The sequence below is a fragment of the Luteibacter rhizovicinus DSM 16549 genome (assembly GCF_001887595.1).
Taxonomy (GTDB): domain Bacteria; phylum Pseudomonadota; class Gammaproteobacteria; order Xanthomonadales; family Rhodanobacteraceae; genus Luteibacter; species Luteibacter rhizovicinus.
Map to the genome: position 1 here is coordinate 1165034 of NZ_CP017480.1, position 19476 is coordinate 1184509.

The 19476-nt window shown below is 65.2% G+C and carries 18 protein-coding genes; 3 read left to right on the forward strand and 15 right to left on the reverse strand.

Features of this window, described 5'->3' with window-relative positions:
- Positions 1 to 8: 8 nt before the first annotated feature.
- The 8 genes from BJI69_RS05365 to BJI69_RS05400 all read right to left on the reverse strand — a co-directional run bounded on the left by BJI69_RS05365 (position 9) and on the right by BJI69_RS05400 (position 10421).
- Positions 9 to 1817, reverse strand: coding sequence for a monovalent cation:proton antiporter-2 (CPA2) family protein (locus tag BJI69_RS05365; protein WP_046966546.1), 1809 nt, complete (start codon positions 1815 to 1817; stop codon positions 9 to 11).
- 102 nt (positions 1818 to 1919) lie between these two features.
- The gene (gene hemB, locus BJI69_RS05370; protein ID WP_046966545.1) at positions 1920 to 2909 is read right to left on the reverse strand and encodes a porphobilinogen synthase; all 990 of its coding nucleotides are present in this window, start codon (positions 2907 to 2909) and stop codon (positions 1920 to 1922) included.
- Positions 2910 to 3014: 105 nt separating this feature from the next.
- Positions 3015 to 3752, reverse strand: a complete 738-nt coding sequence (locus BJI69_RS05375; RefSeq protein WP_211258462.1) for a heme ABC transporter ATP-binding protein — start codon at positions 3750 to 3752, stop codon at positions 3015 to 3017.
- A gap of 29 nt (positions 3753 to 3781) precedes the next feature.
- Entirely contained in the window at positions 3782 to 4798 is a 1017-nt protein-coding gene (locus BJI69_RS05380) for a FecCD family ABC transporter permease (RefSeq protein ID WP_244890712.1), read from the reverse strand.
- A 17-nt stretch (positions 4799 to 4815) separates the two neighbouring features.
- A complete protein-coding gene (locus BJI69_RS05385; protein WP_046966542.1) occupies positions 4816 to 5691 on the reverse strand; it encodes a heme/hemin ABC transporter substrate-binding protein in 876 nt (291 codons plus the stop codon).
- 83 nt (positions 5692 to 5774) lie between these two features.
- On the reverse strand, positions 5775 to 6848 hold the full coding sequence (locus BJI69_RS05390) for a hemin-degrading factor (RefSeq protein WP_078023018.1): 1074 nt from the start codon (positions 6846 to 6848) through the stop codon (positions 5775 to 5777).
- Positions 6849 to 6860: 12 nt separating this feature from the next.
- A complete protein-coding gene (locus BJI69_RS05395; protein ID WP_052767051.1) occupies positions 6861 to 9161 on the reverse strand; it encodes a TonB-dependent hemoglobin/transferrin/lactoferrin family receptor in 2301 nt (766 codons plus the stop codon).
- 162 nt (positions 9162 to 9323) lie between these two features.
- Positions 9324 to 10421 (reverse strand): ABC transporter ATP-binding protein, encoded by a 1098-nt coding sequence (locus BJI69_RS05400; RefSeq protein WP_046966541.1) that lies wholly within the window; start codon positions 10419 to 10421, stop codon positions 9324 to 9326.
- Between the two features lie 225 nt (positions 10422 to 10646).
- On the opposite strand from BJI69_RS05400, the gene glk reads away from it, so the two are divergent.
- Complete coding sequence (gene glk, locus BJI69_RS05405; RefSeq protein ID WP_046966540.1) at positions 10647 to 11687, forward strand: glucokinase; 1041 nt, start codon at positions 10647 to 10649, stop codon at positions 11685 to 11687.
- Between the two features lie 9 nt (positions 11688 to 11696).
- Here glk and BJI69_RS05410 read toward each other — a convergent pair whose 3' ends face one another.
- The 5 genes from BJI69_RS05410 to secB all read right to left on the reverse strand — a co-directional run bounded on the left by BJI69_RS05410 (position 11697) and on the right by secB (position 17066).
- Positions 11697 to 11921 (reverse strand): addiction module antidote protein, encoded by a 225-nt coding sequence (locus BJI69_RS05410; protein ID WP_233260074.1) that lies wholly within the window; start codon positions 11919 to 11921, stop codon positions 11697 to 11699.
- A complete protein-coding gene (locus tag BJI69_RS23000; protein WP_071924885.1) occupies positions 11828 to 12298 on the reverse strand; it encodes a type II toxin-antitoxin system RelE/ParE family toxin in 471 nt (156 codons plus the stop codon). Before BJI69_RS23000 ends, BJI69_RS05410 begins: the two co-directional genes overlap by 94 nt.
- Before the next feature lie 95 nt (positions 12299 to 12393).
- Entirely contained in the window at positions 12394 to 15402 is a 3009-nt protein-coding gene (locus BJI69_RS05420) for a DEAD/DEAH box helicase (RefSeq protein ID WP_046966538.1), read from the reverse strand.
- A gap of 131 nt (positions 15403 to 15533) precedes the next feature.
- A complete protein-coding gene (locus tag BJI69_RS05425; protein ID WP_046966537.1) occupies positions 15534 to 16571 on the reverse strand; it encodes an NAD(P)H-dependent glycerol-3-phosphate dehydrogenase in 1038 nt (345 codons plus the stop codon).
- A 3-nt stretch (positions 16572 to 16574) separates the two neighbouring features.
- Positions 16575 to 17066 carry a protein-export chaperone SecB gene (secB, locus tag BJI69_RS05430; protein WP_046966536.1) on the reverse strand — a complete coding sequence of 164 codons (492 nt, stop codon included), beginning with the start codon at positions 17064 to 17066 and terminating at the stop codon, positions 16575 to 16577.
- Positions 17067 to 17369: 303 nt separating this feature from the next.
- Here secB and rpmB point away from each other — a divergent pair, with 303 nt between their 5' ends.
- Both rpmB and rpmG read left to right on the forward strand, forming a co-directional pair.
- The gene (gene rpmB / locus BJI69_RS05435) at positions 17370 to 17606 is read left to right on the forward strand and encodes a 50S ribosomal protein L28 (RefSeq protein ID WP_046966535.1); all 237 of its coding nucleotides are present in this window, start codon (positions 17370 to 17372) and stop codon (positions 17604 to 17606) included.
- Between the two features lie 11 nt (positions 17607 to 17617).
- Entirely contained in the window at positions 17618 to 17782 is a 165-nt protein-coding gene (gene rpmG / locus BJI69_RS05440) for a 50S ribosomal protein L33 (protein WP_046966534.1), read from the forward strand.
- A 137-nt stretch (positions 17783 to 17919) separates the two neighbouring features.
- Here rpmG and BJI69_RS22220 read toward each other — a convergent pair whose 3' ends face one another.
- Entirely contained in the window at positions 17920 to 18132 is a 213-nt protein-coding gene (locus tag BJI69_RS22220; protein WP_125902987.1) for a hypothetical protein, read from the reverse strand.
- On the reverse strand, positions 18125 to 19318 hold the full coding sequence (locus BJI69_RS05445; protein WP_046966533.1) for a DesA family fatty acid desaturase: 1194 nt from the start codon (positions 19316 to 19318) through the stop codon (positions 18125 to 18127). Before BJI69_RS05445 ends, BJI69_RS22220 begins: the two co-directional genes overlap by 8 nt.
- Positions 19319 to 19476 lie beyond the last annotated feature (158 nt).

Sequence of the window (19476 nt, forward strand, 5' to 3'; positions counted from 1 at the left end):
CCGCAAACTCAGTGGTCTTCCTCGCGCACCCGCTCCTCGACCGCATCGGCTTCGAACAACTGCTGCAGATCGTGGAGCGCGTCCTTCGAACTCTGTATGAGCGCCGCATCGTCGTCGTAGACGAGGTACTGCGAACGCAGCACCTGGCTGTCGTGCTTGCGGAAACGCGCGATGCGCGCCTCGACGACCTCCGGCGGCATATCGAGCGATTCGAGCACGTGGCGGGTCATCTCGAGGCTGGAGTAGAACGTCTCGCGCACGGGGTCTTCCACGCCGATATCCATCAACCGGAAGGCGTGCTGGCGATTGCGCGCACGGGCGACGATCTTCAGGTTCGGGTACTGCCGGCGAACCAGGCGCGCGGTGCGGATGTTCGCCTCGGGATCGTCGGTGGCGATGACGAAGACTTCGGCCTTGTCGGCCTGCGCCGCACGCAACATTTCGGGCCGACCCGGGTCACCGAAGAACAGCGACGTGCCACCAAAGCGGCGCGAGGTTTCAACCTGCTCCACCGAGCTTTCGAGGGCGACGAACTGAATGCCCTGCGCGCGCAGCACGCGGGCGACGATCTGCCCCATGCGTCCGAAACCCGCAATAATGACGCGCGGCGTATCGGCTTCGATCGTATCGAAAGCGCGGTCGGGCTTGCGCACGCGCTCATGCACCAGCCGGGACGCCGCCAGTACCAGCAAAGGGGTGAGCGCCATCGAAAGCGAAATAGCCATGACCATCAGGTTGCGCTGGCTATCGTCGATCAGGCTCTTCTGCTGGGCGAGGTTGAGAATAACGAAGGCGAACTCGCCGCCGCTGGCCAGTACCGCCGCAAGACGAACCGAATCGGCCGAGGTGAGCCCACCGACCACCTTGCCAAGAGGCACGATCAGGCCCGCCTTGACGACCAGGAGCAGGGCCACCATGCCGAGCACGACCAGCGGCTGGGCAACGAGCAACGCAAGGTCGACCGACATGCCGACGCTGACGAAGAACAGACCGAGCAGCAAGCCCTTGAACGGCTCGATGTTGGATTCCAGCTCGTGGCGGTATTCGGAGTCGGCGAGTAGCAGGCCGGCGAGGAAGGCGCCGAGGGTGGTCGAAATACCGGCGAGTTCCATCAGCCAGGCCGTACCCATTACCACGAGCAACGCCGTGGCGGTGAAGACCTCGGTGCTCTTCGCGCGCGCCACGAAACGAAACACGTGACGCAACAACAGGCGACCACCGACGATCACGGCGAAGATCGTGCCGACCACGCGGATGACGCTCATGAGGTCCGGCGCGTGCGCATCGCGCGCCAGCGCGCCCCCGAGCAGGGGCACGGCGGCGATCAGGGGGATCGCGGCCAGATCCTGGAAGAGCAGGATGGCAAAGGCCTGTCGACCATAAACGGTGCCGGCTTCCTTGCGCTCGGCGAGGATCTGCAGACCGAAGGCGGTCGAGGACAGCGCGAGGCTGCCACCGACGATGACGGCTGCTTTCCAGGTCAGGCCGAACAGGAAGTACCCCATGACGCCGAGGGCGAGACCGCAGGTGAGGACCTGCAGGCTGCCGCTGCCGAACACGGCGCGGCGCATCACCCACAGTCGCGAAGGTGAAAGCTCGAGTCCGATGACGAAGAGCATCAGGACCACGCCGAAGTCGGAGATCGTGGCGACGCCGGCGGTATCGCTCACCAGGCCGAGCACCGAAGGGCCGATCACCACGCCCGCCAGCAGATAGCCCAGGACGGCGCCGAGACGGAATCGCTTGGTCAGCGGAACGGCGATAACCGTTGCCAGCAGGAAGACGACTGCCGTCTCGAGGAAATGATGTCCATCCATCCCGTGACTCCCGAAAGATCGTCTTCGATTATGTCACGGGGAAGGGTTGGCGATTTGGATGAAACGGCTATGGAGGATGGCTGGTTGCTGCTCCCACATCGTCTAGGCTTTTAGCCAGCGGGCCACATCGAGCGCGAAGTAGGTCAGGATCGCGTCTGCGCCGGCGCGCTTCATCGCGAGCAGGGACTCCATGACGACAGCCTTTTCATCGAGCCAGCCGTTCTGCGCGGCGGCCTTGATCATCGCGTACTCGCCGCTGACCTGGTAGACGAAGGTCGGCGCGCCGAAGGTGTCCTTCACGCGGCGCACGATGTCGAGGTAGGGCAGACCCGGCTTGACCATCACGGCATCGGCGCCTTCGGCCAGGTCGAGCTCGACTTCACGGATGGCCTCGTCGCTGTTGCCGACATCCATCTGGTAAGTGTGCTTATTGCCCTTACCGAGATTCGCCGATGAGCCGACTGCGTCGCGGAAGGGCCCGTAGAAGCTCGATGCGTACTTCGCCGAGTAAGCCAGGATGCGCGTATGGATGTAACCGGCGTCCTCGAGCGCTTCGCGGATGGCACCGATGCGGCCATCCATCATGTCCGACGGCGCCACGAAGTCCATGCCGGCCTCTGCCTGGGCCAACGACATCTTGATCAGGGCCTCGACCGTCGGCTCGTTCATCACGTAGCCGTCGTCGTCGATCAAGCCGTCCTGACCGTGCGTGGTGTATGGATCGAGCGCCACGTCGCCGATCAGTCCAAGATCGGGAAACCGGCGCTTCAGTTCGCGCGTGGCACGCTGGAACAGACCCTCCGGGTTCCACGCCTCGCGCGCATCCTCGGTTTTCGCCGAGCCATCGACCGAAGGGAACAGGGCGAGTGCCGGGATACCGAGGGCGACACATTCCGCCCCCAGCTTCACCAGTTCGTCGATCGACAGGCGCTCGACACCTGGCATCGAGGGCACCGGCTGGCGCACGCCCTCTCCTTCGACGATGAAGGCGACCATGATCAGGTCGGACACGGTGAGCACGTTCTCGCGCATCAGCGCGCGGGAAAAGGCGTCGCGGCGCATGCGGCGCATACGGACGGCGGGGAAGGTCATGGGACGGCTGCCTGCTCAGTAGCGATCCGCCCATTTTACTCCCGGCGACGGGCTTGCCGCGCAGCCAAAGCGTCGCAGGCCGTGATCGCCCCCTACCGGGCATTCCTAGAGGACGTCGATGGCGCCTCCCGCGCGGCGCATCAGCGGGATGCCATAGATGGCCGACAGCAAGCCGGGGTCCAGCGCCTCCCCGGGCTCGCCATGACGCAGCAGTGCCCCATCGGCGAGCACGGCGACCCGATCGGCGTAGCGGGCCGCCAGGTTCAGGTCATGCAATACCGCAATGACGCCGAAGCCCGCCGCCGCGCAGGCGCGGGCCCGACGCAGGATGAAGTGCTGGTGGGCGATATCCAGGCCTGCCTCGGGCTCATCGAGCAACAACCAGCCACCTGCGGACGCCGCCTCCCATATCTGGGCGAGCACGCGGGCAAGCTGCACGCGCTGCTTTTCGCCACCGGACAAGTCCGTGTAGCGCCTTCCACGCAAGCCCCATGCGTGCGCGGCTCGCAGCGCCGCATCGACGATGCGATCGTCCCGGACGATGTCCGGCACGTGCGGGCTTCGTCCGAGCCCGACGACTTCTTCGACGCTGAAGCCGAACGCCAGGTCGACGCGCTGGGAGAGCATCGCGCGACGCCGGGCCAGCTCACGTAACGGCCATGCCGCCAGCGGCCTGCCATCGAGCATCACCTGACCCTCATCGGGCTGGAGCAGCCCAGCCATCGTCGAGAGCAGGGTGCTCTTGCCGGCGCCGTTCGGCCCGACGAGTACGAGCAGCTGTCCCGGCACCGCGGCAAGCGAGACGTCGCGCAGGATCGATCGGCCACCGCGTGATACACGCAAGCGCCTCGCACAGAGAACGCCCCCAGGGTTCATCGCACGCCCTCGCCGATCCGGCGACGCAACAGCTGCCAAAGGAAGAACGGACCGCCGACGAGGGCGGTGAGGACGCCGATCGGCAGCTCGCCGGGCGCGACGACCGTACGCGCCAGTGCATCGGCGGCCACCAACAGGATGGCACCGCCCAGGGCGGAACCTGGGAGGAGGAAGCGATGATCGGGACCGAAGACCATACGCAGCAGGTGGGGGACCACGAGACCGACGAAGCCGATCACACCGCTGAAGGCCACCGACGCACCCACGGCAAGCGCGACCAGCCCGACCAGCAGCGGCTGGAGGCGTTCGGGCCGGAAGCCGAGCAGGGTCGCCTCAGCCTCCCCCAGCAACAGCGCGTTGAGGGCCTGCGCCGCCCTCGGCAGGCAGGCCAGAGGCAGGAGGATCCACGGCGCGATCGTCGCGATGCTCTTCCAGCTGGCACCGCCGAGGCTGCCCAACGACCAGAATGTCAGGTCGCGCAGCTGGTTTTCGTTGGCCATGTACGTCAACAGGCCCACGCCAGCCATGGCGATCGCATTGACGGCGACGCCAGCGAGCAGCAGGTTGGCGACGCCGGCATGCCGACGCCCCAGCGCGTACACCAGCGAGGTTGCGGCGAGCCCGCCGACGAACGCGAGGGCCGCGACCAGCCATGAACCGGATGAACCACCAAGCACGATGGCGGCAACCGCGCCCAGCGCCGCACCGGCCGACACGCCGATCAGGCCGGGGTCCGCCAACGGATTGCGGAACAGCCCCTGCATCGTCGCGCCTCCGCTTGCCAGCGCCGAACCCACCAGCATCGCCAGCAGTAGGCGGGGCACACGCAACATGAGCACGACGTTGTCGTCGCCGTGCGCGGCTGCCCCGCCGAACCATCGACCGATCGCAGCGACCACCTCGCTCGCGGGAATATCGATCGCCCCGCGCGACAGGCTCCACAGTGACGAGGCCAGGAGCATCGCGAACAAGGTGGCCAGCGCGGCGCGACGACGCGAGTGCGGTCTGGGCAAGACGGCGGTCACCGCATTCATGGCGCCAGGTGCGCCCAGCGCTGCTGCAGATCGCTTGCGGCGGCAGCCGTGCGCGGTCCGAAACCGAGCAGCGCCTGACCCTCGACGAAGTAGACGCGCCTCGCCTTGCCCGCCGGTGTGTCGGCGATGCCAGGCATGACGAGGACACCGGCCATGCCACCGACCGCCTCCTCCCGCTCCTTCATCAACAGGATAACGTCGGGCTTCATCGCCGCCAGCGATTCGGGCGATACGGCCTTATAGCCGTCGATCCCCGTCGCCGCATTGAGACCACCAGCCAACGCAATCGCACGATCCGCGGCCGTCTCGCGACCCGCCGCCATCGGACTGCCCTGCCCGGTCGACATCAGGAACACCGTCCGCGGGTGGGACGGCATGGCCGCGACCGCGCTAGCCAGGGAGGCGAACTGGCGCGCGACCTCGGTGGCGAGCACGGCCGCCTCCTTGTCGTGCCCGGTCAGTCGACCGATCGTGCGGATCTTGCTTTCGATATCGGCGGCGCTTCGCGAGGCCGGCAAGGTCTCGATCCGGACGCCCGCGTCACGTAGCTGCGTCATCACCGTGGCAGGACCGGCATCATGCGTGGCGAGGATGAGGTCGGGCCGCAAGGCCAGCACGCCCTCGGCACTGAGCTGACGCACGTAGCCGACATCCGGCAGCTTGCGCGCCGCCTCGGGCCAGGTACTGGTGCTATCGACGGCGGCCAGTTCATCCTGGGCATGGATCGCGTAGATCGTCTCGGTGACGTCGCCACCGAGCGAAACAATGCGCGTAGCGGCGGATGCACCCAGCGAGATGCCGAACCCGAGCAATGCAACAAGCAGGCCGGCTTTGTGTGGGAGCCGCTTCAGCGGCGACAGACGTTGCAGCATCTTCGCTCCGTTGGCTTTTCGCCGATGAATCGGCTCCCCCATTTTCTCATTCGCTGCCAAAGCGGCGGCCACAGTGACGTGCTTCATGGGCGCACCTCCAGCGTTGCTAGCAGCGCCCGCCAGTCGTCACGCTCGGGTATGCCCGGCTTCCGCTTGCCGAACGTCTGCACGATCTGCGTGCCATCTTCCGCGTACAGCTCGAGCGACGTCACCATGCCCTCGGGCACGGGCTTGCGCACGACCCAGCTGCTCGCGATGGCATCGCTGCGCAGATGAAGATTGAACCCGTCGTCGAGCACGTTGAGCCAAGAGCCGGCCATTTTCACCGTGTGCACCGGCCCGGTGTGTATCTGCACGACACCCGGCGAGCCGACGAAGATCATCAAGGGCTCGCCACCACTTGCCGCACGCTCGAGTACCTGACGCATGGCGCCGTCATCGACGCGCGTGGCGAACTCGTCGCCTACCAGACGAAGCGCCTGCGTGCGCGTCACCTTGTGCTTCTTGAGTAGGGCGAAGAAGTCGTGTGGATCGCGCAGGGCCCGCCAGTGATCGCGCAGTGCGTCGACATCCACTGCGGCGTCCTCCAGCCGCGATGGCAAGGGGTCCTCGACGACAACGCAGTCGATCAGCGGCGACTGCACCGCGGCCGTGTAACGATGAACGAGCGCGCGCCACGCCGGCCGGTTTGTCGTATCGACAGCGTAGACCTTGTGCACGGCGCGGCCATCGCCGTCGAAGAACTGCAGGCTTTCCAGGTCGCGACCGCGCGACATCTCGCGCACCGCGAATCCGTAACGCCAATGCCGCAGGAACAGCCGCAGGTCGATATCCTCGTCCAGCACGATGCCCATGACGCCACCGATGTCGATGTTGTCGTAGCTGCCCTTCTTCTCGTGCACGCAGTAGGCGTTGCGCGTGAGCGCCATCACCCGGCCCAGGCACGGTAGCTCGCGGATGAGGTCGGGCAGCTCACCCTCGAGTCGGGTGACGCCGTCTCCCACGCGGCTTGCCACGAGCGCGCCTTCGCTCACACCGAGGCGTTCCGCCGCATCGCGTGCGCGAAGGCCGGGCTCCGTTTCGCGCAGGCGACGCCAGTCGCTGATCAAGGCAGGGATATCGATACGAGGGGCGGATGGGGTTGGCATGTCTTGCATGGCGTCGACTCCTCAGAAGGTGTAGCGGGCCGAAACGGTCACGGCGCGACCCGGCATGGTCAGGCGTTCGATCTGGGCATTGCGGACCTGGGCATCGTCGATGCCGCCACCCGTCGCGACGTTGGTCAACACGCCGCCATGCAACGAACCCCAATCCCAGTACTTGCGGTCGGCGAGGTTGGTGAAGCCGCCCATGAGCTCCAGCGATTCGATAGGCTTCCAGTGCGCATAGAGATCGAGGGTGGCGTAACCCGGCGCCCGGAAGATGGTCGAGGTATCCAGGCGCGACTTGCGACGCACGCCCTTGCCGAGCAGCTCGAGGCCCCACGTCTTCGCGTCGTAGGCAATGCCCAGCACGGCGGTCAAGGGATCGACGCTGTTCAAGGGCGACCAGCCAGACTGCCCGATGACCTGCTTGTCGCCCTTCGCGGCGGCGAGGTTGCCCTCGATACGCCAGCCTTGCAGCAGGTCGCTGAACGCGCCGAGGCGCAGGCCGCCCGAGGCTTCGACGCCCTTGATCGTCGCCTTGGGGAAGTTCACCGACTGCATCACGATCAGCAGGTTCTGCGTGAGCGCCCACTGCGGCCACTGGCTGCGATCGAGCGTGTAGCCGCCGTAGATGAAGTTGCGGTAACGGTTGTAGTACGCACTCGTGGCGAAGTACCCGAGATCACCGTTGCCGCGAACGCCGATCTCGACGCCCTTGCTCGTCTCAGGCTTCAATGACGGATTGGGCACGATGCCGTACAGGCGCGGCGTACCCCAGGCGACCGCCAACTCGTTGTAGAGCGGCGGGCGGAAGCCCTGGGCATATTGGCCGTAGATCTCGATGGTGTCGGTCACCGCATACGACACTCCGAGCTTGGGCGAGAAGCGGCTCTTCCTCACGCTACCCAGGCCATCCTGCACGAAGGAGCTGTTGTAGTACGGGTCGGACATGTCCGGCTTGAACGCGTAGTGATCCCACCGCACGCCCGGCGTAATGCGCAGCTTGCCCTCCAGCAAGGCAATCTCGTCCTGTGCGAACAAGGCGTAGCGATCGGTATCGTTGCGCGGGAAGAAGCGCAACGGATAGTTCTCCGGCATGTAAGGCGTGTTGCTCGACACGGTGCCCGTGCGCACGTCGCGCCCTTCACCACCGAGATCCCCCGTCGGCGTGGTTCGCGATGCTTCCATGCCGTAGGCGATGCGCTGTTCCACGCTACCGCCGGTGATCGACTTGAACAGCGTGGCCTTGCCGCCAAAGAGTCGTTCGTCGAGGTTGCTCAGATAAAGCCGGTCGTAGGTCGCATTGCGTGACGGTACGTTCGCCAGCGTGCGCGTAGTCGATTCCGTCTCCGACTTCTGCCAGTACACGTCCCACTCGAGGCGATCGGCGATGCCCAGGTCGATGTTCGCGTACCGCTGTCCCACCGAAAAACGCGTGCGTGTCGCGCGGTCGTTGGCCTGATCGCTGAGCAGACGTGTCGTCCCGGCCTGGCCCAGGGCACTGAGCACATCAGTATTGACGTTGTTGCGGTACAAGTCGGCCGTGACGCGGTCCTCGCGACCGGACGCTGCGACATGCACATATTTGCCGAGCACGCTGGTGGTGTTCTGCGAGAGGGGATCGGGACGCGTCCGCAGGTAGTTCGCGCTGTCGATGTCGCCCTTGTTGTTCAGGGCGCTGGCTTCGCGGTGGTCGGCCACGAAGACGATGCCGTTCGTCGGCGTGCCGCCCGCGAGGGTGAGCGACGTGCCCAGTGAACGATCCGCACTGCTGTAGCGCTCCTTCACCGAGACATAGACGTCCTTGCCGTCACGCAGGTAGTCCGACGGATCCTTCGTGACGTAACGGACGGTACCGCCGAGTGCATCGGACGGATCGAGTGCGGAGGCCGGCCCGCGAACGATTTCGACGCTCTTCAAGGTGTCGGGATCGACGAAGCTGCGACCGGCTCGCATGCCCGTGGTCGAGAAACCGAACGAGCTCGAAGCCGAGACGCCGTCGGTGAGGATGGCGACGCGATTGCCGTCGAGGCCGCGGATATTGAAACTGTCCAGGCCCCAGCGTCCGGCTGTTCCGACGGCGGAAACGCCCGGTTCGTACTTCACCAGATCGCGAATGTCGGCAACCAGGTGCCGATCCATCTTCTGCCGGTCGATGACCGAGACCGTGGCCGGCACGTCGAACTTGAAGGCCGATCCGATGGCGGTGACGGTGATACGCGGCAGATCGTCGGTGGTCGTCGGAGCGACGGCGGCGGCGAGCGCGGCGAGCGGGCAGGCAAGCGCCGCGCCGATGAGCGCAGCGAGGGCATTCTTTGGCAACACGTGATGCTTCCTTCGCAAGGTCGTGCCCGTGAGAGCACGGTTCGGGAGCTTGCGAAGGAGGCATCGTGCCTCCGGCTGGCGGCCGGTTTAGGGGAGTGTTCGCACCACCTCAGGGGTGATGTCGCCGCATCTTAATAAGAATGGTTCTTATTCACAACAAGATCATGCGGCATCGATCCGCGCCGTGGATTCGGGATCGAAGAAATGCAGGCGCTCCGTGTGGAATCCCAACGCGATCTCGCTGCCCGGCTGCACGGAGGAAGACGGCGGAACGCGCGATACGAGCTCGTCGCCCGCGTGACGCATGTTGAGGAAGACCTCATTACCGACAGGCTCGACCACGTCCACATGGGCCCTGAGCCGCTCATCGACACCGGCATGATCCGCCACGGTGAGCAGATCTTCCGGACGGATACCGACCACCAGCGGCTTGTCGACGTACGCCGCCAACGCGGACGCATCGCTACCGAGCAACACGGAACCCTCCTTCATCTCCAGCCGAAGCCCGTCTGCACGGCGCAACGTGCCGTGGAACAGGTTCATCGCCGGGCTACCGAGAAAACCCGCCACGAACAGATTCGCCGGCTTGTTGTAGAGGTTCATCGGTGTGTCGAGTTGCTGGATCACGCCGCCGTTGAGCACCACGATGCGCTGGCCAAGGGTCATCGCTTCGATCTGGTCGTGCGTGACGTAGACCATGGTGGCGCCGACCCGGCGATGGATGCGCGCGATTTCCACGCGCGTCGACAGGCGCAGCTTCGCGTCGAGGTTCGACAGCGGCTCGTCGAGCAGGAACACCGAGGGATCGCGGACCAATGCACGCCCCAGCGCGACGCGCTGCCGCTGCCCGCCCGAGAGTGCTGCGGGCCGATGATCGAGCCGCTCGTCGAGACCGAGCATGTCGGACGCGGTGGCGACGCGACGGTCGATCTCCTCCTTCGATGCACCGCGCAGGCGCAAACCGAATCCGAGGTTCTCGCGCACGGTCATGTGCGGATACAGCGCGTAGTTCTGGAACACCATCGCGATGTCGCGATCTTTCGGCGGGACATCGTTGATCACCCGATCGCCGATCATCATCGTGCCGCCCGAGATCGATTCGAGGCCGGCGATCATGCGCAGGAGCGTCGTCTTGCCGCAGCCTGACGGGCCGACCAGCACGAGGAGTTCACCGTCAGCGATGTCGAAGCTCGCCTCCTTCAGTGCCACGTGGCCGTTTGGATAAACCTTGCGCACCTTGTCCAGGCGGACCGCTGCCATCACTCACTCTCCCGTTGGGTCCCGGTCTGTCAGGCAACTGCCTGCCATTGACCTGGGCAATGCGGTATTCTGCCGACGTAATCGTTTACGTCAAAGTGTCGGTTAGCCTGTCACATCCAGGAAGCGCTGTGCGTGTGAACGTGATGCAGAGCAATCCCTCACTAGACGCCAGCCCCCTCGCGAGGCACCCTTGCGAGCTTCCGTGACATGACAGGTTTCTCAAACATGGCCAACGTGAGCGCGAAGGCGCCTACCCTGCTCGCCGATCTCGGCGGCACCAACGTGCGCTTCGGCATCGCGCATCCGGATGAAGATCAACCGCTTATCCAGGAAAGCGTGCGCAAGTACCACGTCAAGGACTACGCCTCGCTGGGCGATGCGGCCAAGCAGTACTTCAAGGACGCCGGCCACGAGGCACAGCGCGCCATCATCGCCGCCGCCGGCCGCATCGATAACGGCGAGACCGTCAAGGTCACCAACAATCCCTGGGCCATCTCGGCCAAGAGCCTCGCCAAGGAACTCGACCTCGAGTGGGTCCATCTGGTGAACGACTTCGCCGCGCAGTCCATGGCGGTGATGCTGATGACCGACGAGAAGAGCGCCGATGGTCATCAGGACCTCGTGCCGGTCGGCAAGCTCGGTGTGCCGAAGATCGGCGCCAAGGACGAGCAGACCTTCGTCGTCGTCGGCCCGGGCACGGGCCTCGGCGTCGGCGGCCTGCTCATCCGCGGTGACAAGGTCAGCGTGCTGCAGACCGAAGGCGGCCATGCCGGCTTCGCCGCGCACAGCGCCGAGGACATCGAGATCCTCAAGGTCCTCAACCTGCGCTACGGCCGTGTTTCCAACGAACGCCTGATCTGCGGCCAGGGCCTTGTGAATCTTTACGAAGCCATCTGTGAGATCTCCGGACAGAAGCCGCAGGAAGGCATCACGCCCGAGGAAGTCACCAAGCGCGCGACCGACGAAACCTGCCCGATGTGTGGCCGCGCCGTCGAGACTTTCGCCGGCATCTTCGGCAGCGTCGCTGGTGACCTCGTACTCACGCTCGGTGCGTGGGATGGCGTCTACCTCACGGGCGGCATGACGCCGATCCTGCTGCCGTGGATCCAGAAGGGTAATTTCCGCGAGCGCTTCGAAGCCAAGGGTCGCTTCCGCGATTCGATGGAACAGGTGCCCACCCAGGCGATCATGAACCCGGAGCCGGGCCTGATCGGTGGTGCGGCACTGGCGATCGTCGAAGCCGGCGGTACGCCGCTTCGACGCTGAGTCGCATCGTCATGTCGCGCGCAGGTGCAAACCCAGCGCGCGCATGACGCGCATGACGGTGGCGAATTCAGGATTGCCGTCCACCGATAGCGCACGGTAGAGGCCCTCTCTCGATATGCCTGCCGCGCGCGAAACGCGGCTCATACCGCGTGCCCGCGCGATATCTCCGAGAGCAGCACGAATGAGGCTGCCGTCGCCTGGATCCTCTTCGAGACTCGCATTGAGGTAAGCCATTTGATCGGCCTCAGTGACAAGCCGTTCGACGGGATCCCACCGAGTGAACTTCTCTTGCATGCGTGTTTTTCCCAAGCTTTCGCGAGCGTGGTTGCCCGCAGAATGTCGCTTTGCTGCGTCCGCTTGTCGCCCCCGCAGAGAAGAACAATAAGTACCGCGGCTCGATGGATGAAGTAAATGCGATATCCGGGCCCGTAATCGACGCGCATCTCGCGAACACCCTCTCCAACATGCTTTACGTCGCCCAGGTGCCCCAGGGAGAGGCGACGAAGACGGACGTCGATCCGCCCTCGTGCGCCCCTGTCGCGAAGACCGTTAATCCAGCGGCGAAACACTTCACTATGGATGATCTCGTACATGGAGCGACCGTAACCCATACGTTACGATACGTGACCCATGGATTACAAGCTGCGCGAGCGACGCCCACGCATTCCGGAGGCCTCCAGGTCGCCCTTACCTCAAGCCGGGTGGCTCACACCGAAGGTGCGAGCAACGCGTCCAGGTCGCTCTCGTCGAAACTCAGCCGCTCGCGACTGCCGCCACCTTCCAGCACCGCATCGGCGAGTTCGGCCTTGCGAGCTTTCAGCTCTTCGATGCGCTCTTCGACGGTGCCGACCGTGATCAGGCGGTAGACGAACACTGGCTTGTCCTGCCCGATGCGATGCGCACGATCGCTCGCCTGCGCTTCGGCAGCGGGATTCCACCACGGGTCGTAGTGGATCACGGTGTCGGCACTGGTCAGGTTGAGACCCACGCCACCCGCCTTCAACGACAGCAGGAAGAGCGGCACTTCGCCGTCCTGGAATCGCTGCACGGGTTCGGCGCGATCGCGCGTCTCGCCGGTGAGCGTGACGTAGCTGAGGCGACGACGATCGAGTTCCACCGCGATGAGCTTCAGCATCTCGGTGAACTGACTGAACAACAGCACGCGACGGCCCTCGGCGAGCAAGGCCGGCAGCATGTCCATCAACAGTTCGAACTTGGCCGATTCTCGCACGCCCCGCGCGGCTTCGAGCTTCACCAGTCGCGGATCGCAACAGACCTGGCGCAGCTTCAGAAGCGCGTCGAGCACAATGATGCCGCTGTGGGCTATGCCGCGTTGGGCAATCACCTCGCGCAATTCTTCCGCGAGCGACAGGCGCAGGCTTTCGTACAGATCGCGCTGCTTCGGTTCCATGACGACGCGACGCGTGATCTCCGTCTTCGCCGGCAGCTCCGAGGCGACCTGCGCCTTCGTACGACGCAGGATGAACGGCGCGATGCGACGATTGAGCCGCTCCTGGCACTCGACGTCCTGGTGCTTTTCGATCGGCCCGCGGTAATGGCGACGGAACGCGCCCTCGTCGCCCAGCAAGCCAGGCACGGCGAGATCGACCTGCGACCAGAGTTCGCCCAGATGATTCTCAAGCGGCGTACCGGTGAGGCACAGGCAGCGCGGCACTTTCATGGCAAGCAAGGCACGACGCGCCTGCGTACGGGGATTCTTAACCTGCTGCGCTTCGTCGAGGACGACCAGCGAGAAAGGCTGCTTCTTCAGAGTCTCCACGTCACGCGGCAGCAAGGCGTAGGTGGTGAGGATCACGTCGTACTCACCCATGTGGGCAAAGGTTTCGGCACGCTGGGGGCCGTGCAACGCCAGCAGACGCAGGCTCGGTGCAAACCGCGCGACTTCGGACACCCAGTTCGGCACGAGGCTGGTCGGCACGACGACGAGGGCGGGCGCGGTGAGCGACCCCGCTTCCTTCAGCGCGAGCAGATGCGTGATCAGCTGCAGCGTCTTGCCCAGACCCATGTCGTCCGCGAGCACGCCACCCGTGCCGGCTTCGGCGAGCGCATTCATCCAGCGCAAGCCGTCGCGCTGGTAGCCGCGCAACTCCGCGTTGAGACCGGCGGGCACAGCGTCGCTGGCGCGCTCGGCGGCTTCGCGCAGACGCTTGGTGAAACCACGCAGACGCTCCGGCGCCTCGAACGAACCTCCGCTGGGCAAGGCCTGGACGAGCTCTTCGAGACGTCCCGCCTGCACGCGCGGCAGATGCAGCTGTTGGCGAGGCTTTTCGAGGTATTCGGCCAACGGCGCAAGCAGGCCACGCAACTCTTTCAGGCGCACCGGTACACGGCGGCGCTCATCGACCGGCGCATACCAGACCGAATCTTCGGCTTCGCCCGGTGCAGGACTCAGGCTGAGCTGATGCTCGGCGAGCGCCTGCGCGACGGCAGGCAAGAGGTTGACCCGCTTGCCTTCGACATCGATACCGATTTCCAGATCGAAAGCGCGGTCAGCCTCGTCTTCGTTCGCCTTGCCATACCAACGCACGGGCCCTTCGAGGACCTCGAAGGGGAAGCTGGGCGCGTATTCGAGCAGGAAGCCGTCGGCTTCGAGCTTCGGTCGCAGCGCCAGCCAGCGTGCGGGTGTATTCACTTCGAGGGCGCCTGCGTAGCCCTTACCGGGGAACAGCCAGGCGTCATCGGGCAAGGTGTCGGCCATATCCCAAGGGAGGCCCTCGGTGTCGACGGCTGGATTGAGGCCGGCCCCTTCCAGCGTCTCCATGGTCGACAGTTCTTCGGCGCGACGACGGCAGATCTCGAGCAGCACGCCGTTGCGCACGCGACGTACGAGGGGCTCGCCGCCACGACCCGGCAGGCGTTCGCCGGCGTAATCGAAGGCAAGCCTGCCGTAGGCCAGCGGCGGCGTACCTGCCGCCAGCCGCGCGTGACGGGTGAGCGCGTGCAGGACGAGGACCGGGCGCGGCGAAACCTCGGCACGGCGCATTTCGCCGAACACCTGAGGTGCGGGCACACGTGGCCCCATGGGCGTCGAGGCGAGCTCGGCACGGAACACCGCCGTGTTTTCCGGCGCCAGGGGCGGCAGGTCGAGCCACGCGCTTTCGGCGGCGTCAGCTTCAAGGGCGCCAACTTCCGCATGCTCGGCATCGAGATACCAGAGCGAGCCGATGCGGAACAGTCGCTGGCTTGGCGGTACGGCCGGGACCAGCTTCTGGCCACCGTCCTTTTCGAGATTCCAACGCCAGGTCAGGGGGTGCAGCTTGCCGCGCGAGAGGTGCAGGCCAGCCACGCCCCCGAAGAAGCACGGGGCGGCGTCGAGGATGTCGGCAAGAAGGTGGTCGCCCAACGAGCCGGCGAAGCGCGCGTAACTGCGGCTCTTGCGCAGGGTCTGCGGCAGGCCGAGAAGCGTCGCCGCGAGACGGCGCTCGGTGTCGGTGAGCGGCGCCTCGGGCAGATGACGGCTATCCAGTGGGATCGGTCGCGAGTAGCGGCCATCGGCACCGAGGGTAAGCAGCACGGGGGCTACGTCCAGACGAGCCGCCGGCTCGTGGTCGTCGTTGATGGCCTCGAGGAAAAAGCCGAGCACGCTGCGCTCGCCAGCCACCGCCGGCTCGGCCTGGCCCAGCACACGCTGCCACGCCAGCGGCAGCGGTGCTGCCACGTCGTTTCGTTTGCGCTTGTCGTCCGGTTGATGCATCCGTATCGATCCCGCCCGCACGATCAAAACAGGAAGCTTAGCAAAGGCAGCAGAACGTGCCCGTAAGACTTTTTTCCTGAGGACCGCCCCGGTTCAGCGAAGCGGGGGACGTCGGCCGGCGCACCGCGGCGTCAGCTGCGGCGATGACCGAACAGGTCGACCGGGTATTCGGGCTTTTGCTCGCGTCCCATCAGGGCGCGCAGGCCCTGGACGGGGGTGACCTCACCATGCAGAACGGACCGTACCGCCGCCGCGATGGGTAGATCGAGCCCGTGGAAACCCGCCAGGCGGGCCACTTCATCCGCCGTGACCACGCTCTCGACGACCTGGCCAATCTCGCGGATGGCCTCGTCGAGCGACACACCGCGACCCAGGGCGAGACCCAGGCGGCGGTTGCGAGAGAGATCGCCCGTGCACGTGAGAACGAGATCGCCCAGGCCAGCCAGACCCATCAAGGTCTCGGCACGGGCGCCGAGCGCCACGCCCAGGCGCAGCATCTCGTTCATGCCTCGGGTGATCAGGCCGGCACGGGCGTTGAGCCCGAGCTCCATGCCGTCGGCCACGCCGGTCGCCACGGCCAGCACGTTCTTCATCGCGCCGCCGAGTTCCGCACCCAGGATGTCGTTGCCCGTGTAGGCGCGGAAATCCGGCGCGTGCAGCAACACGGCCAATTCCTTGCCGAAGGCGTCATCCGTGGCATGCACGGTGACGGCACTGGGCAGGCCGGCCGCCACTTCGCGCGCGAACGATGGCCCGGTGATGACCGCCGCCGGTCGCCCGGGCAGCTTTTCATTCACCAGTTCATGCAGGAACCGACCGGTACCGGTCTCGAAGCCCTTGGTGGCCCACGAGATTTTCGTGCCCGGATCGAGCATGGGCACGATGTCGTCGAGCATCGAGGCAAACGCGTGACTCGGCACGACGATCAGGACAATGTCCGCCCCGCGCACGATCGTGGCCAGGTCGGCCTCGTAGCTGAGCTCGGTCGGGAGGTCCAGGTCGGGCAGGTAGCGCAGGTTACGACGCGACGCGGCCATGGCCGCGAGCGCATCGGCATCGCGCCCCCACAACCTCGTGGGGACGTCGTTGCGCGCCAGCAGCGCAGCCAGCGCGGTGCCCCAGGAACCGGCGCCGAGGACGGCGACGGTGGGTCGGGAGACGGAGGTCATCACTCAGCTGTTGAGCGTATGGGCCCCGGCGCCCTCGACCTGCTGACGCTGCTGTTCGGCGTAGAGGGCATCGAAATTGATCGGCTGGAGCAGGAACGGCGGGAAGCCACCTTCCTGGATCATCGCGGAGACCATCTGGCGGGCATACGGGAACAGCAGGTTCGGGCAGTACGAACCCAGGATGCCGTCACGATCTTCACTGGTGAAGCCACCGATGCCGAAGATGCCGGCCTGGTGCACTTCGGCGAGATACGCCGTGCGCTCGCCCAGGTTGCAGGTCAGGGTCAGGCTGAGGACCACTTCGAACTGCTCGTTGCCGAGGTCGACGGCCTTGTGGCCCAGGTTGAGCTGGACCTGCGGCTGGGCCTCGGTTTCGCCCATTTCCTGGAAGACCTGGGGCGCGTTCGGCGCTTCGAAGGAAGCGTCCTTGACGTAGATCTTCTGCAGGACGAGCTGCGGCTGGCCGGCCTGGCCGTTGGGGGTGATGTCTGCCATTGCGTGTTCCTCGGAAAGGCGTCTTGTAGGCGGCTTCGTGCGGAGGCACGAAAGCGGGGATTGTTTCACACAACCCCGGGCGCCGCACAGTCCGGCTTGCGTGAACACGTGGGATTCTGAGAGAATGCCCGGCTTCCCTATGCCGACCCGATTCGTCGGGCAGGTCCGTCACGCGATGCGGGCCTCAGCGGCGGGAATGCGCCACCCCCTCCAGCCATCGCGTGGCGCCCCGTATCCATGGGTCGCGGCTGGGCCGATGCCGTCCTGGCCAAAGGGCGGTCAAATTATCTAAAGGAGGTCGTCATGGCCCGTAGATGCCAAGTCACCAATAAGGGTGTGCAGACCGGTAACAACGTCTCGCACGCAAACAATCGCACCCGTCGCCGCTGGCTGCCGAACCTGCACGAGCGTCGCTTCTGGGTCGCCAGCGAGAACCGCTGGATCAAGTTGCGCATCTCGAACCACGCGCTGCGCACGATCGACAAGAACGGCATCGACGCCGTGCTCGCCGACCTCCGTTCCCGTGGCGAAAAGATCTAAGGAGATCGAACATGGCTGGTAAGCGTGATAAGCATCGCCTGATTTCCACCGCGGGAACCGGGCACTTCTATACGACGGACAAGAACAAGAAGAACACGCCGGAAAAGATGGTGTTCATGAAGTACGACCCCGTCATCCGGAAGCACGTCGAGTACAAGGAAGGCAAGATCAAGTAAAAAAGAGCCGCCGAAAGGCGGCTTTTTTTTGCTTGATCACGCGCGGCGCCAGCGCCGCGCGCGTAGGAGCGGACTTGTCCGCGAACCCTCAGCGCCTCTTATCGCGAATGAGGCTATGCACCGCAACAAGCCGGCTGTCACGGCAACGAAGCGGCTGTACCGCAAGCACCCATCGCCGATGAATCGGTTCCTACCAAGCGCGTCAGTGCGAGGCCGAAGGCGAGCCCCACCGCGAGGCCGAAGGCGAGCCCCGCCGCGAGGCCGAAGGCGAGCCAGCAACAAGCACCGCCCAACAAAAAGGCCCGCCATTGGCGGGCCTTTCCTTTACCGGAAGCGATGCGTTTACGCACCGACCGCCGAATACCCCTTCAGCCGCTCAGCGAACTGCTGCAGCGAGCGAATGCCACTCTGCTCCGCTTCGACGATCCACTGCTGGAGGGACTTCAGCGCCTTGTCGGCGCCCCGCTCTTCCATCAGCGCCACCAGACGCGCACGGAACTCACACACCGTGGTCAGCGCCGGGCGGTTGGCCAGGGCGGCATGCATGCGCTCCCGGGCATCGTTGTCGAGCCAGCGACCGCCATCGGCGAGGGCGCGACGCACGCGGCGTGGCACAGACTTCACGCTGTCACCGGCCTGGCTGACCTCTTCGCGCATGGTCGGCAGGATGACGTTGCGGTAGTAGTCCGTCGTGGCCTGGAAACGCAGCGCCAGCACGCCCTTGAGCGTCTCGGCGTCGGGCAGGTGGACGTTCGGACGAATGTTCAGGGTCGGCGCGACGCGCAACACCTTGGCCAGGCCCACGGCACGCAGCGTGCAGATAGCCGCCCAGCCGATATCGAACTCCCACTTGCGCAGGGCGAACTTCGCCGAGCTCGGGAAGGCATGGTGGTTGTTGTGCAGTTCCTCACCGCCGATCCAGAAGCCCCACGGCGAGATGTTCGTCGCGGTGTCGGAGCTTTCGAAGTTGCGGTAACCCCACCAGTGACCGATACCGTTCACGAAGCCGGCAGCCCAGAACGGGATCCAGACCATCTGGATGGCCCACAAAGCCATGCCGACGACACCGAACAGCGAGACGTTGATGATCGCCATCAGTGTCGGGCCCCAGTACGGGTGCTTGCCGAACAGGGTGCGCTCGAACCAGTCGTCCGGCGTGCCGCGGCCGTACTTTTCCATATCGGCCTTGTTGTAACTGGCCTCACGGTAAAGGGCGACACCGTCGAAGAAGACCTTTTTGATGCCGAACACCTGCGGGCTGTGCGGATCTTCCTCGGTCTCCACCTTGGCGTGGTGCTTGCGGTGGATCGCGACCCACTCACGCACGACCATGCCCGTGGTCAGCCAGCCCCAGAAACGGAAGAAGCCGTTGAGGGTCCAGTGGAAATCCACGCCACGATGGGTCGCGCTCCGGTGGTAATACAGGGTCACCGTGAAGATGGTGAGCTGCGTGACCACGAGCATGTAGACCACCATTTCGCCCCAGCTTGCGCGGGAGAGACCGTTGGCCAGGAAATCGAGCAGGGTGTCGAACATTTAGTCGGTACCGCGCGGGGAGTGAAGGGAAAGTACAAGTGTATATTGGTAGTCTAACCACCCGTTTCCATACCCACCAGCACGTTCTTCACCGAAATGTGAAGCCGAAGGTTGTGGGAACCGAAGCCCTTTGCGCACAATCGCCGCATGAGCTTTCT